Genomic DNA, 15859 nt, shown 5'->3' with positions numbered 1-15859 from the left:
TTATGGCAACAATAATTACAATGCCTCGTTTGAGCGATACGATGACGGAAGGAACGGTAGCGACTTGGTTAAAAAAAGTAGGTGATAAAGTAAGCGAAGGAGATATCCTTGCCGAAATTGAAACTGACAAAGCAACAATGGAATTTGAGTCTTTCAATGAAGGAACACTTTTACATATAGGAATACCTGCAGGCGAAACTGCACCGGTAGACTCTTTATTAGCTATTATAGGAACTGAAGGCGAGGATATTTCGGCATTATTAGCAGGAAAACCAGCTGATGCAGCTCCAGCAAAAGAAGAAACAAAAGGAACTGAGGAAACAAAAGTTACCGAAGAAAAAGCTGCTACTCCTGAAGCTACAAATGCTGCCACACCCACAGCAACTTCACTACCAAAAGGAGTTGTAGTCATCACGATGCCTCGTTTGAGCGATACCATGACGGAAGGAACGGTAGCAACATGGCTGAAAAAAGTAGGTGATTCAGTTGCTGAAGGCGATATTCTTGCTGAAATCGAAACCGATAAAGCAACGATGGAATTCGAATCTTTTAACGAAGGAACTTTATTATATGTAGGAATTGAAGAAGGTAATACTGCAGCTGTTGATAGTCTTTTGGCAATCATTGGACCCGCAGGAACTGATATTGGCGGAATTGCTGAAAACTACAAAACTGGCGGAGCGCCACAAGCGGCTCCAGCTGTAATAGAAGAAAATGAAGCTGCATCAACAGAAAAAGCTCTAGAACCAATCGTTCAAGAACCATCAACTGACGGTCAACGAATTTTAGCATCACCATTGGCAAAGAAAATTGCTAGCGATAAAGGAATTCAATTGACACAAGTAAAAGGTTCTGGTGAAAACGGACGTATTGTAAAAAGCGATATCGAAAACTTCACCCCACAAACTGCAGCTGCTACGGCACCGACAACTGCAACTGCACCAGCAAAAACAGAAACTGTTGCTACTGCAAAATCATTTGTTCCGGCAGGAGAAATTTTCACTGAAGAAATCAAGAATTCGCAAATGCGAAAAATCATTGCGAAACGTTTAGCAGAATCTTTATTCACGGCTCCACATTACAACTTAGTAATAGAGGTAGCAATGGACGAAGCAATGAAATCAAGAGTTGTCATTAACAGTCTTCCAGATACAAAAGTATCTTTTAACGATTTGGTGATAAAAGCATGTGCAATGGCTTTGAAAAAACATCCAAAAGTGAATTCACAATGGAGAGAAGATTCAATTCTAATCAATTATCATGTGAATATCGGAGTTGCTGTAGCTGTTGAAGACGGATTAGTGGTCCCTGTATTACGTTTTACAGATGCTATGAGTTTATCTCAAATTGGCGGAAGCGTAAGAGATCTTGCAGGAAGAGCTAAAAACAAAAAATTACTACCTACAGAAATGGAAGGAAGTACTTTTACGGTTTCTAATCTAGGAATGTTTGGTATTACAGAATTTAATTCTATCATCAACCAACCCAATTCTGCTATCCTATCTGTAGGAGCTATTGTAGAAAAACCGATTGTAAAAGACGGTCAAATTGTAGTAGGAAATACTATGATGTTATCTTTAGCGTGCGATCACAGAACAATTGATGGTGCAACTGGAGCTCAATTTTTACAAACATTGAAACAATTCATAGAAAATCCAGTTACGATGCTTGCGTAATGACTCGGATTTTAAAATACAATCCCGTCTTGTTTCTATAACTTGACGGGATTTTTTATTTGTTTTTCTCCTCAATCCAACGCGACATATATTTGGTGCTTTTTAAAGTATGGTGTTGCAACATCGAACCCATAAAATTATTCAATCGATGTTGCTGTAAATTAAATCGTAAAAATTCTATTTTAGTCCTAAAGTCGATCTCGAATAAACCCTTAAAATATCGTTGATTGATAATTGTAATTCCATTTTGTTGGGCTTTATGCCAAATTGCTTCGTCCTGATATAAAAGCACCGCCGCATCCACAAAATTAGTTACATCATTCGTAATAAAACCGTTCCAATCCAAATCACCATGCATGGATTCAGCACCAATCGTCGTCGTTACGCTTGGTGTTCCGCATTGCATCGCTTCTAATAATTTTCCTTTAATACCAGCTCCAAAACGTAAAGGAGCCAAAACAACTCGTGCTTCCTTCACTACCGCTTGCGCATCAGTAGCGCGTCCCATGATTAAAAACCCTTCTTTATTATTGTGCAATTGTAATGTTTTTTGTGAGGGATAAGCACCATAAATATTCAGAAAAGCTTCAGGAACTTGTTTTTTAAGTAATGGCCAAATCGCTTCTTTAAGATACTGAACGGCATTCCAATTGGGTTCATGAAGAAAATTTCCAATAAAAATAAAGTCTTTCCTATCTTCAAAAGACGGCAGCTCGTGTAATTGCATATCGTCAATTGGTTCCAATAAAAAAGGCAAATAATACAGTAAAGCTTTATCTATTTTAAATGCAGATTCTAATAGATCCATTTCAAATTCGGAAATCATAAAAGACAGATCACACCGCAAAATACTGGCTATTTCCCTTTTTGCTACCTCTTCAACAAACAGATCAGTTGTGTTAAAAGCACGGTTTTCTTTGAACGCTTTCTGACGAGCTAATCTCAGACAATGTAAATCTTCAGTATCCAACAATCGTAACGCATTCGGACAATTTTCCGAAACGCGCCAACCAAATTGTTCTTCCATCATAAAACGATCAAACAGAACTATTGAGGGATTTAATTCTTTTATAAAAACATCAAAACTGGAATTATTAAGGGCTATTGATTTTTTCTCCACTTTGTACTCTTGTAAATCAACCATAAAATCACTGTCTTGCGCAGGACTAGCAAAAGTAATGCTAAAACCTTGCGCTTTAAAAAGTGAAATCAATTGCATCATCCTTCCTCCCGCTGCAGACGAATTAGGTTCTGGCCAAACAAAACCAATAATTAAAAGCTTTTGAACTTGATTCATATTATTATAAAATTTCAAATGCAAAATAATGCTATTTTGAGTTCAATCCGCTCATTTGAACCAAAAATAGATTATAAAACACTAATTTTGTTGCAAATAAATTCCATTATTATGTTAGGATTAAAATTAGCCACAGACCGGCGTTGGGTAAATATAGTTGAATCAAATATAGAAGAAATCTTGACGGATCACGCTTGGTGTGAGCAAAAAGCTGCTTCCAATGCGATAAGTTTAGTTACTTATAATTCTGAATTAGAAGAATTAGTAACGGAAATGTTAATTATTGCAAAAGAAGAATTAGATCATTTGCAATTGGTTCATAATTTAATAAAAAGTAAAGGACTGACTTTAGGCAGGGAAAGAAAAGACCATTATGTAAATGAACTTTTCAAATTCATGAAAAAAGACGGTAGCCGAAAAGATGCTCTTTGTGACCGATTGCTATTTTCGGCAATGATTGAAGCCAGAAGTTGTGAACGGTTTAAAGTTTTATCAGAAAACATAAAAGATGTTGAACTGGCTACTTTTTACAGAGATTTAATGATTTCCGAAGCTGGTCATTACACTACTTTTCTGGGATTTGCACGAAAATATGCCGACAATATAGATGTAGACAAACGCTGGAAGGAATGGATTGAATTTGAAACTTCGATTATCACTAATTATGGCAAACAAGAAACAATCCACGGTTAGATAAAAACAAAATGTCATATTAAACTAAAACAGGATGTTTAAGGGCATCCTGTTTCTTATTGTTTAAACTACGTAATTTATTTTAAAATTATAAATTCGGAACGTCTGTTTAAGGCATATTCTAATTCCGTGCATTGATCTTGACAATTAATTTTAGGCTCAGATTCTCCATATCCATTTCCTGATATCCTGTCAACATTAATTCCTTTTGAGACAATATACTCAACAGTTGATTTAGCTCTTCTGCTTGATAAATCTACATTGTATTCATCGGTTCCTCTAGAATCAGTGTGCGCTTTAACATTAATCTTGAGCGCATCATTTTGCGACATTACATAAACTAATTTATCAAGTTCTGCAGCACCACGTTCCGTAATATCACTTTTATTAGAATTAAAATAAATAGGATTTAATATAATTTCTGTTTCTGTAATAATAACAGCGATGGGCTCAATTGCAGCTTCAAAACTTATTTTGCCTTGCTTACTTGACGCTGAAAATGATTTAGTAACATAACCATCTTTAAAAACTTCTATCGTGTATGGCTTTTTACATTCTGCATTATAAAGAACTTCCCCATTATTATCAGACATTTGGGTTTCTAAAATAGTTTTAGTAGCATCCAAAATTACAACTTTGGAATTGGCAAGTATTTCTCCAGTTATAGCATTTTTGACTGCAACTAAAATTTGAGCATTGCAGATTGGACTCGCACTGTAAATATGATCTTTCCCTGAACGGTTACTGGACACATATCCCAAATTTTTATCTGTATTAAAACTAAAAGCGAAATCATCTTTCTCCGTATTCACTGGTTTTCCTACATTGGATGGTTCCGCATCTTTTTTTAAATCAATAGAAAAAACGTCTAAACCGCCAAAACCTGTCAATCCATTTGATGAAAAGTACAAAATGGAATCATCAGTTACAAAAGGAAAATTTTCATCACCAACTGTGTTAATTTTAGTTCCTAAATTTTCTGGTGTACCAAATGTTCCATCATCGTTCACCATTACTTTCCAAATATCAGTTCCTCCTACAGATCCAGGCATATTCGAAGCAAAATAAAGCACTTTACCATCCCTATCGATGGATGGATTGCCGGTAGAATAACTTTTACTGTTGAAAGGCAACGGAGTTATAGAACTCCATTTTCCGATTTCTTTAACTGCTTTATACAAATTAACCTGACCAAACTTCAGCTTATGTGCTTTATCTCTCTCAAATAATTTATCTTTGAAACTTTCACTTGAAAAGTAAATAACAGTGCCATCTTTGGTCATCGTCAACGGGCCTTCATGAAACCTGCTATTTAATTCATTAGTAGAAATTGGCTCAGCATAACTTCCATCAGCATTATATGTAGACTGGTAAATATCCAAATACGGCTCATTATTCCAGCCATACATTTTACTGCTTTCATTTCTGGCACTCGCAAAATAAAGCACATCGCCATAAAGAACGGCACCAAAATCCGATTGTTCTGAATTTACTGAAATTCTATCTACCTCAAATCGATTTTCTATAGCATTTAAATCCGAGAGGAAATTTGGATTGTTAGTAAATGCTACGGCACGTTGATCATTAGGCATCAAATTGACAAACGTTTTCATTTGAGTATTTGATTCCGCATATTTGCCATTAGATTTTAACATTTGAGCATATCTATAATAGGTTTCCGCATCTTGCTGAGATTGTATTGCTTTAGCATACCATTTTTCAGATTCTACAGTATTGTGCGTATAAAAATAACTATCTCCGAGTTGCTTGCTCACATACGTATCGGAATTCCCATTTTCGACTAATGCGATATATTCTTGGGCAGCTTCAACATAATCATAGCTTTCAAATAATTTATCAGCATTTTTAGTCTCTTTGTTTTGTGCGCTAAGTGAAAAACTAGCTAGCACAAAAAACAGTAATATTGTATTTTTTTTCATTACGTTGAGTAATTAAATTTTAGAAAAATCTAGGAGATCGGGACACTTTTTTCGATTCAAATAAATCATATAACAATATAAATTCATGTGACGAAGGAGCAGTTACTTTTAAATCTGAGACGATATGATCATATGCATATCCGATTCTTAACTCAGGAGTCACTGCAAAATTTATCATTCCGCCAAAACTGTCTTGCAACCTGTAAGTTGCTCCAATTTCGAACTTTTCCTGATATAAAAAATTAGCTGACAGATCTAAAGAAGGCGTTACATTAAAGGCTGACTTCAACATTAAAGAAGGCTTGAATTTAAGCTCATAATTAACATCGAAAACATAACCTGCAGTAAGGAAATAATGTGATACATCTGAGCCATATTCTCGTCCATTATAATCTAAATGCGCTGATCTGATCATATTGGGAAGCGATAATGCTACATAATATTTGTCTGTATAGTAAAACAAACCTGTTCCTAAATTTAATGAAGTATCATTGATATCTTCTCCAAAGATACCTTCCGATGGGTCCGGCAGGCTCGATTGAATGTCTCGAAGTCCTACTTTGTGAAAAGAAACTCCCCCTTTTACACCAAATGCCAATCGTTGTGTATCGCCTAGTTTCAACGTATAAGAGAAATCTCCAAATACATTTTGCTCTGTTACCGGTCCAATTTTATCTGATATGAAAGAGATACCAATACCAACATTTTTTCCTGCTGGCGCATGTCCTGAAAAAGTAAAAGAAGCAGGTGAATCTTCAATATTGACCCATTGTTTTCTGTATAAAAGACCAAAAGAAACACTCTCTTTTGAACCTGCATAGGCCGGATTGATAACATTCATATTATACATATATTGTGTATAATGTGGATTTTGTTGCGCTTTTACATCTATACATGTGAAGAGAGTTAAAAGAGACATCAATAGTATTTTGTTCATATCTGTATTTTTTCTGTTTATAAGTCAACTAAAAATAGTTGTGGACTAATAAATATATTAATTACTGTTTTTCTCTGATCAGATAAATCCAACCTGTTTTGGGCTCACCACTATTGAATTCTATAACATAATAATAGGTAGCACTTGGAAGATCTTCTCCTTTGGTTGACTGACCATTCCATTGGTCGGAATAATTATTCTGACTGTAAACCTTAATGCCATATCTGTTGAAGATTTCCAGTTTCTTGACATCCATCAATCTTAAATCGAAGAAGTCATTCGAACCATTTCCATCAGGAGAAATTCCTTTTTGCATGTTACAATAAACAGACTCAACAATTACATCACTTGATGTTTCACAACCGGTGTTTAAAGAAGTGACAGTAAGCGTATATGTTACTGGAAAAACTACTTGTCCGCTTGGATTCGACGCAATCACATCAGTTACATTTAGCACATTTGAATTAGTACCTACTAAATTTCCTGCTTTATCTTTCCATTGATAAGACACATTGTTTGGATCATATGAACGTAATAGTGGATTAGCAGTTAAAGTATATTCTTTGTTTTCACAGTCTGCTATGGTTTCAAATTGAATTTGTGGAGGAATAGCGTTTATAATTGTTTCAGAACCTAGAGTTATACACGCAATACTATTTGTAAATCGTACGCTCATTGTATATTTTCCAGGAGCCAAATTATTAAAAACAGCACTGTTTTGATAACCACTACCTATACTGTACTGAACATTTGCTTGGGTAGCAATCTCGATACTTCCTGAAGGTACAAAACAAGTTGGTTGCGTAACCCGCACCAGAGTTGGTGTTGATGGCAATAAAGGAAGTGGATTAACAGTTACACTTCCTGTACTTTGTACGGAACATGTATTGTCAGCACTATTTCTCACATATAATATATAATTATTGGGAGCCAATCCTGTAAAAGTATTTGATGTTTGATAAGTTGTACCATTCAAGCTATATTGTACTCCAGATTGAGGAGTTATCGAAATTGTTCCCGACGGTACTGCACACGTTGGCTGAACTACACTAGCCGTTGTTGCAACAACCGGAGGAGTTGGAACTGCGTTTATTGTTATCATTGTTGCCGATGACTTCAAACAAGTATTATCTGCTGTACTTCTTACATACAAAGTATAATTATTTGGTGCCAACCCTGAAAATACATTCGAAGATTGATATGTTGTTCCATTCAAACTGTATTCCACTCCTGTTTGTGTGGTGATTGAAATGCTTCCCGATGGAGTGGCACATGTAGGCTGAACTACACTTGCAGCAGTTGGTATAAGAATTACTTGTATTGCATTAATCGTGACTGCACCAGAAGATGGCGTTACACAAGTATTATCCGCTGTATTTCTTACATACAAAGTATAATTATTTGGTGCCAATCCTGAAAATACATTCGAAGATTGATACGTTGTTCCATTCAAACTGTATTCTACACCAGATTGAGTGGTGATTGAAATACTTCCCGATGGAGTCGAACAAGTTGGTTGTATAACACTTGAAGTTGTCGGAACAACCGGAGGATTTGGAATCGCATTAATCGTAATCGCAGCTGAAGATGGTGTTACACAAGTGTTATCCGCTGTATTTCTTACATACAAAGTATAAGTATTTGGTGCCAATCCTGAAAATACATTCGAAGATTGATACGTCGTTCCATTCAAACTGTATTCCACTCCAGATTGTGTGGTGATTGAAATACTTCCCGATGGACTAGCGCAAGTTGGCTGAATCACATTCGCCGTTGTTGGTACAACCGGAGGATTTGGAATCGCATTAATCGTGACTGCACCCGAAGATGGCGTTACACATGTATTATCCGCTGTGTTTCTTACATACAAAGTATAAGTATTTGGTGCCAATCCTGAAAATGTATTTGAAGATTGATATGTTGTTCCATTCAAACTGTATTCTACAACAGATTGCGTGGTGATTGAAATGCTTCCCGATGGAGTCGCACACGTTGGTTGAATCACACTAGCCGTTGTTGGTACAACCGGAGGAGTTGGAATCGCATTAATTGTGACTGCACCCGAAGATGGCGTTACACAAGTGTTATCCGCTGTATTTCTTACATATAAAGTATAAGTATTTGGTGCCAATCCTGAAAATATATTCGAAGTTTGATACGTTGTTCCATTCAAACTGTATTCTACTCCTGTTTGTGTGGTGATTGAAATACTTCCCGATGGAGTCGCACAAGTTGGTTGTATGACACTCGTTGTTGTCGGAACAATCGGAGGAGTTGGAATCGCATTAATCGTAATCGCAGCTGAAGATGGGGTTACACAAGTATTATCCGCTGTATTTCTTACATACAAAGTATAAGTATTTGGTGCCAATCCTGAAAATACATTCGAAGTTTGATACGTTGTTCCATTCAAACTGTATTCTACACCAGATTGCGTGGTGATTGAAATGCTTCCCGATGGAGTCGAACAACTTGGTTGTATGACACTTGAAGTTGTCGGAACAACAGGAGGAGTTGGAATCGCATTAATTGTGATTGTACCCGAAGATGGTGTTACACATGTATTATCCGCTGTATTTCGTACATACAAAGTATAAGTATTTGTTGCCAATCCTGAAAATGTATTTGAAGTTTGATACGTTGTTCCATTCAAACTGTATTCCACTCCAGATTGCGTGGTGATTGAAATGCTTCCCGATGGAGTCGCACATGTAGGCTGAACAACACTTTCAGCAGTTGGCGTAAGAATTACCTTGATCGCATTAATCGTAATCGCAGCTGAAGATGGTGTTACACAAGTGTTATCCGCTGTATTTCTTACATACAAAGTATAATTATTTGGTGCCAATCCTGAAAATACATTCGAAGATTGATACGTTGTTCCATTCAAACTGTATTCTACTCCTGTTTGTGTGGTAATTGAAATACTTCCCGATGGAGTCGCACAAGTTGGCTGAATCACACTCGCCGTTGTTGGTGCAACCGGAGGAGTTGGAATCGCATTAATCGTGATTGCACCCGAAGATGGCGTTACACATGTATTATCCGCTGTGTTTCTTACATACAAAGTATAAGTATTTGATGCCAATCCTGAAAATACATTCGAAGTTTGATACGTTGTTCCATTCAAACTGTATTCCACTCCAGATTGTGTGGCAATTGAAATACTTCCCGATGGAGTCGCACACGTTGGTTGAATCACACTCGCCGTTGTTGGTACAACCGGAGGATTTGGAATCGCATTAATTGTGACTGCACCCGAAGATGGCGTTACACAAGTGTTATCCGCTGTATTTCTTACATACAAAGTATAAGTATTTGGTGCCAATCCTGAAAATACATTCGAAGTTTGATACGTTGTTCCATTCAAACTGTATTCTACACCAGATTGCGTGGTGATTGAAATGCTTCCCGATGGAGTCGCACACGTTGGCTGAATCACACTCGCCGTTGTTGGTACAACCGGAGGAGTTGGAATCGCATTAATCGTAATCGCAGCTGAAGATGGGGTTACACAAGTATTATCCGCTGTATTTCTTACATACAAAGTATAAGTATTTGGTGCCAATCCTGAAAATATATTGGAAGATTGATACGTCGTTCCATTCAAACTGTATTCTACGCCTGTTTGTATGGTGATTGAAATGCTTCCCGATGGAGTCGCACACGTTGGTTGTATTACACTCGTTGTTGTCGGAACAATCGGAGGAGTTGGAATCGAATTAATCGTGATTGCACCCGAAGATGGCGTTACACATGTATTATCCGCTGTATTTCTTACATACAAAGTATAAGTATTTGGTGCCAATCCTGAAAATGTATTCGAAGTTTGATACGTTGTTCCATTCAAACTGTATTCTACTCCTGTTTGTGTGGTGATTGAAATACTTCCCGATGGAGTCGCACACGTTGGTTGTATTACACTTGAAGTTGTCGGAACAACCGGAGGAGTTGGAATCGCATTAATCGTGACTGCAGCTGAAGATGGGGTTACACAAGTATTATCCGCTGTATCTCTTACATACAAAGTATAAGTATTTGGTGCCAATCCTGAAAATGTATTCGAAGTTTGATACGTTGTTCCATTCAAACTGTATTCTACCCCTGTTTGTGTGGTGATTGAAATACTTCCCGATGGAGTCGCACACGTTGGTTGAATCACACTCGCCGTTGTTGGTACAACCGGAGGATTTGGAATCGCATTAATCGTGACTGCAGCTGAAGATGGGGTTACACAAGTATTATCCGCTGTATTTCTTACATACAAAGTATAAGTATTTGGTGCCAATCCTGAAAATATATTCGAAGATTGATACGTTGTTCCATTCAAACTGTATTCCACTCCAGATTGTGTGGTGATTGAGATACTTCCCGATGGAGTCGCACAAGTTGGTTGTATGACACTCGTTGTTGTCGGAACAACCGGAGGAGTTGGAATCGCATTAATGGATACCGGTGACGATGGAACAGAAGTACAATTATTTACCCCCGTAACTGTAAAAGTATAACTCGTGGATGCTAATAAGTTCCCAAATAAATAAGTGCTGCCAGATCCAGATACAGGGCTACCTGAAGACGGTGTTATAATCCAAGTACCTACTGATGGTAATCCCCTCAATAAAACACTACCTGAATTATCAGAACAAGTTGGCTGCGTTATTGCATCGATTACTGGAGAAGGTGTTACATTGTATTCTACACTGATATCAGCTGACGATGGAGTACATTGGCCATTTGTAATGGTCCAAGTAAACACATAAACTCCTTCAACACTAACTGAAGCTGTTGAAGATCCATTTGTACTATCACTAAAAGCAACCGTTCCCGGTCCAGATTTTTTTGACCAAGAACCCGTTCCAACTGACGGTGTATTGCCACCGAAAGGATCACTTGTCAGAATACACTTGGACTGGTTTCCGCCAACAGTAGCAACCGTTGGCTTCTCAGCAAAACTCATTGTAATATTAGCCTCTGAGTAACACGGTGTCAATGCAGATGCTGCAACTACAACAGGATTTGGGTCTTTCAAATTATAATCCACAGCTCCATTTCCATAATCTAAATTACTACTTCTCTCTGGACTTAAAAAAGAATTTGTAACCAAATAATTCGGTTCATCCTGATCAGCCAAAGTCATAGCAAAAAATTTAATATCCCCAGTTGTATATCCCAAGAGTGATTTTAAAATTTCGACTTCAAAGCCTAAACTGTAATCCTTTATTCCAGCGTTATTTTTATTCACTCCCAGTACAGAAGAAGGGATTCCTGTGGCTGCTATTCCTAAATTTGTTTTAATTGAGGTTCCAGTTCTTAATTCAATTATATCCGCACTGTAATTAGTTTCACCTGAATCTGTTCCAATAGCAAGGCAATAATCCGCTTGAAAATAAGAGTCAAACGTACTTGGGTTATTATTAAAATAATTAAAGGCATTAACGGTAGGAATCGACCCAGCTTCATCTCCATAATTAGAAATATTGAACCCTCCGGTTTTTGTGTCAAGAAATAACAAAATTCTTCTGTTACTAAGGGACTTTCCAAGTATACCAAATATTAATTTATCTTCTGTTGAGCTTATTTTTAAAGAATTAATGTATCCAGTTGAAGCAGTGGAAGATAACGGAACTGACAGAAAATTATCTTCTAAAGAACCCGTTCCCCACGCTTTTTCTGTAACATTTCCATCAAAATTAACGGCATATCTAGTGCGCACCCTTACTACTTGACCATCTGTTAAATCATTAGTTACAAAAATTTTGTTTGTTGACATAACTTGCTTAACAACACCATCTACTGAAAATTCAAATAAATCACCTCCTCCAGTAGCCGTAAAAGTGACTGATGTACCTATGCACAAAGGAGAAGAAGTACTATTAGCTGGAGAAACTGTCAAGAAGACTGCAGGAGGAACAATATAAACAGACGCAACAACAGGTACTCGAATGCTGGTATCTCCTCCAGATCTACTCTGTACGTAATAGGTTCTCGTAGCACTAATACTTGGACTGTAAACACTCCCGGTATATATAGGAATACCTGATGATTGAGAAGTATACCACTCAATAGTCTCATTACCATTTACTCCAAAAGCATAAACATTGACTTGTACCGGATTCACACCATCGCTACAGGAACTCCCTGCAGTTATTAAAGGAGAAGGCAAAACAGCCAGAATTCTTGAATTTTTTAAACTTCTTGAATTCTTTTTCTGCTTTTTTATTGTATCCGAATATAATGATTTCGTAGAAACCTTAAAACCTCGCTGGTAAAAATTTATATCATTATTAATATTCTTCGAACTTAAAAAGAAACCAAATAATAAACTAAACAGTAAAAATAAAAGTAATTTTTTCTTCATAAACCCAATTTTGTAATTAATATAATATTACTTGTAATTTAAAATAAATGACTAATAATTTAAAAAAATAAAAGTATAATTTTATTTCCATTGAACAAATCAAATTTTAATAAAAAATTAACTATTTTATAATAACATATTTAAACAACTGTTAATCATATACATAAATAATATAAACCAGCATAATGTCAATGACATTTTATTGATAAATTTAAACTAAAACAAGTATTTAAAGAAAATTTTAATTTATATGACTACTAACATCACAAGAAGTAATTACTCAAGAATAAAATATTAAAGCAAAAGGAGAATTTTTACAGTCTTTAAAAATCTTAAAACAAAATTAAGAAATTAACTTAATAATTCTGAGAAAGCAAGAATTTGCGAACATCAAATAGATACTAATTGCTTGTGAAAGGAGAAAGAAAATGATTTAAAACTGCTCCGATAAAATTTAAATTTTAAAAAAAATTATAGAAATAGGCAATTTAATCACACTTAATGGTTTTTGATTTTACATTAAATTATTATTTAACGATAAGGAGCAAAACCTATGGAGGATTTGATAAAAAAGAAGATATTTATTATAGTAACAATGTGGATAGAATTCCCATAGAACTATAAAAATTTATGCTTACTCATTTTTTAATAAACGACTTTGAAAAAGTTTCTGCTATTACTTCTGAAGAAAACCTACAGATATATTTCGAAGAAAAAGTCACAGCAACAAAAAAGTTTGATATTCCAGAATTTGTATTTACAGTCTTTTTAGATGAAATTAATATCCAAGATTTCACTCTTAAAGGTAAGGTTGTGTATTTTTGTATTAAAGGTAGTCGTTAGAAATATAAAATTATCGAGGAAATCATCAAAAGAGATTTGTAGTTTGTTGATAAAAATCACCTATCACACGAGAATTTACATCTTTTAAAAAAAAATTAATTGATAATACAGCAACAGACTTACACACTATTGGAAGTTTCTTTAGCATTAGTGGTAAAACATTCCAAAGACAATCCAAAAAACACCACAGTTCATTTACTACTTGGGAAACTACAGAACATGTTCACCTAGTAATTATTTACCCAAAAACATGGAACTCATTTACCGATTGATGAAGTAGCACTTGTTAAATAAGAACTTTAGACTATTGTTATCAATAAATATAAAAAGGTAAAAAACGGTCCTAAATGGTTATTGCTGCCGGAACTACGACTAAACAAGTTATTGCGACAGTCAGGAAAATTGATTTAAAAAAAGACAAGGCTTTATAAAAGTTATGGTAAAAATAGGTAATTCTGTGAAGTTAATACATAGAAAATGTTTTCCGAAACCAATACAAGAAACCGAACATATACTTACACAAAAATTAACTATATAGCTTTCAAAGAAATTACGATGAAACAGCGATTAAACACTATGAACATCAAGAATGACTTGATATTAACGGCAAAATCTGAAAATGAACTACATACTACTCAACTATTGAATAAAGGCGATATTGCACAACTATAATTAGATACAATTCGCTATTTACATTATTAATTATGATAAGTGAACCAATTAAGCAAGAAGAAAGAGCTCATCTTTTATTTGGGTTATATACTGCTATAAGAACTGTAAACAAATTATCACATAAATTACGAAATATTCACAATTCATATAATGATAAAATATGGCTATGCTAAAATTAGCGCACTAATAAAGAATTGTAAATAAATCAAAATTAAAGAGCTTTGATAGTGTCCTTAACACAACAATGATTAATTATCCATCAAAATTAAATTACTTTGACTATCAAAGCATTAATGATCAAACTATATCTTTCAATTCTAAAATCAAAACTTTTAAATCGGTATCTTGAGTTGTTCTAAAAATTTATTTTTTATTATTCCAATTATCTAATCTTTTTGAGTACTACGGAAACAGTTCTAAAAGTTGTAGAGAAATATTAAATAAGGGATATTTAAATTTATATACAACCATTCGAAGTAGATTCTTTTGATGAACTTATAAAATTATTATAACCAGAACTTATTGTTGATTACTTCGAAATAATCATTTACAAAAAAGGAATAGAGACACTTCATCTTCACTTAAAAGAGATCAATTTAATTCCTATAGAAAATCGTCACCACAATTTAATTCCCAAAAAATACTTTGATGAAATAATCATTCTATACTTTCCAATTTGCCGACAATAGTTACAATTAAGGGCTAGAAGCCGATACTTTCTGTGTAAAAACAAATCAAAATGGTCAGAACTGCGAAGCACATCACGAAGACCAAAATTCAAATAAAAATGTGAGTAAAACCAAATAGACCGTGACGCATTATTATTTGAATTGTATCCCGATATCGAAAAAGCATACAATGTAGCAAAGGATGTAAAAAATTTCTTTGGGAAAACAACCGATAAAATTATTGAACTTTAAAGGTTAGCCAAATGGCACGAGAAAGTAAATCAATCTGGGTTTAAGTCTTTCAATACAATCTCAAGATCTATAATGAATCATTATCAAACCATATTGAACTATTTTGATAACAGAAGTACAAATGCTTCGGCCGAATGTTTCAATGCCAAAATAAAAGCATTTAGATCGCAATTTAGACGAGTTAGAAAAATAGAATTCTTCCTTTTTAGACTAACTAATATTTATGCTTAATTTTTATCGATCCACAGGTATTCGACTTGATCCAAAAAAATCCTCATCATTTGAATGATGAGGATTTAATACACCCCGAATTTTATTCAGTTTAAAAAAAGGCGCCAAACCGCATCGTTATCAAAAAACTTCGGACACCTATAAAACAAAAAACCCCGTTCATTAGAACGGGGTTTTCAAAGAAAGGCGACGACATACTCTCCCACATAACTGCAGTACCATCTGCGCAGGCGGGCTTAACTACTCTGTTCGGGAAGGGAAGAGGTGAGCCCCGCCGCAATAACCACCTTAA

At 35.1% G+C, this 15859-nt stretch carries 9 protein-coding genes, 1 rRNA gene and 1 pseudogene; 6 read left to right on the top strand and 5 right to left on the bottom strand.

The features are described 5' to 3' along the window. The first annotated feature begins 2 nt into the window (after positions 1-2). Positions 3-1676 (top strand): 2-oxo acid dehydrogenase subunit E2, encoded by a 1674-nt coding sequence (locus tag ACP7AT_RS05615; RefSeq protein WP_426063371.1) that lies wholly within the window; start codon positions 3-5, stop codon positions 1674-1676. 55 nt (positions 1677-1731) lie between these two features. On the opposite strand, the gene ACP7AT_RS05610 is transcribed toward ACP7AT_RS05615, so the two are convergent. After that, complete coding sequence (locus ACP7AT_RS05610) at positions 1732-2973, bottom strand: glycosyltransferase (RefSeq protein WP_426063370.1); 1242 nt, start codon at positions 2971-2973, stop codon at positions 1732-1734. A 111-nt stretch (positions 2974-3084) separates the two neighbouring features. On the opposite strand from ACP7AT_RS05610, the gene ACP7AT_RS05605 reads away from it, so the two are divergent. Then, the gene (locus ACP7AT_RS05605; protein WP_426063620.1) at positions 3085-3666 is read left to right on the top strand and encodes a tRNA-(ms[2]io[6]A)-hydroxylase; all 582 of its coding nucleotides are present in this window, start codon (positions 3085-3087) and stop codon (positions 3664-3666) included. A 77-nt stretch (positions 3667-3743) separates the two neighbouring features. On the opposite strand, the gene ACP7AT_RS05600 is transcribed toward ACP7AT_RS05605, so the two are convergent. The 3 genes from ACP7AT_RS05600 to ACP7AT_RS05590 form a co-directional block, all read right to left on the bottom strand. Then, positions 3744-5606 carry an OmpA family protein gene (locus ACP7AT_RS05600; RefSeq protein ID WP_426063369.1) on the bottom strand — a complete coding sequence of 621 codons (1863 nt, stop codon included), beginning with the start codon at positions 5604-5606 and terminating at the stop codon, positions 3744-3746. A 19-nt stretch (positions 5607-5625) separates the two neighbouring features. Further along, the gene (locus ACP7AT_RS05595) at positions 5626-6543 is read right to left on the bottom strand and encodes a PorP/SprF family type IX secretion system membrane protein (RefSeq protein ID WP_426063368.1); all 918 of its coding nucleotides are present in this window, start codon (positions 6541-6543) and stop codon (positions 5626-5628) included. Positions 6544-6604: 61 nt separating this feature from the next. Further along, positions 6605-12901, bottom strand: a complete 6297-nt coding sequence (locus ACP7AT_RS05590) for a gliding motility-associated C-terminal domain-containing protein (RefSeq protein ID WP_426063367.1) — start codon at positions 12899-12901, stop codon at positions 6605-6607. A 630-nt stretch (positions 12902-13531) separates the two neighbouring features. On the opposite strand from ACP7AT_RS05590, the gene ACP7AT_RS05585 reads away from it, so the two are divergent. The 4 genes and pseudogenes from ACP7AT_RS05585 to ACP7AT_RS05570 form a co-directional block, all read left to right on the top strand. Next, a complete protein-coding gene (locus ACP7AT_RS05585) occupies positions 13532-13744 on the top strand; it encodes a hypothetical protein (RefSeq protein WP_426063366.1) in 213 nt (70 codons plus the stop codon). A 99-nt stretch (positions 13745-13843) separates the two neighbouring features. After that, positions 13844-13975, top strand: a complete 132-nt coding sequence (locus ACP7AT_RS05580) for a hypothetical protein (RefSeq protein WP_426063365.1) — start codon at positions 13844-13846, stop codon at positions 13973-13975. A gap of 246 nt (positions 13976-14221) precedes the next feature. Beyond that, entirely contained in the window at positions 14222-14416 is a 195-nt protein-coding gene (locus ACP7AT_RS05575; protein WP_426063364.1) for a hypothetical protein, read from the top strand. A gap of 935 nt (positions 14417-15351) precedes the next feature. Next, a pseudogene (locus ACP7AT_RS05570) lies at positions 15352-15567 on the top strand (transposase); the annotation flags it as partial. A 181-nt stretch (positions 15568-15748) separates the two neighbouring features. On the opposite strand, the gene rrf reads toward ACP7AT_RS05570, so the two are convergent. Then, positions 15749-15858 (bottom strand): 5S ribosomal RNA (gene rrf / locus ACP7AT_RS05565). Between the last annotated feature and the right edge of the window lies 1 nt (position 15859).

The sequence above is a fragment of the Flavobacterium sp. DSP2-3-1 genome, assembly GCF_049896865.1.
Taxonomy (GTDB): domain Bacteria; phylum Bacteroidota; class Bacteroidia; order Flavobacteriales; family Flavobacteriaceae; genus Flavobacterium.
This window is presented reverse-complemented; position numbering and strand designations above follow the sequence as displayed.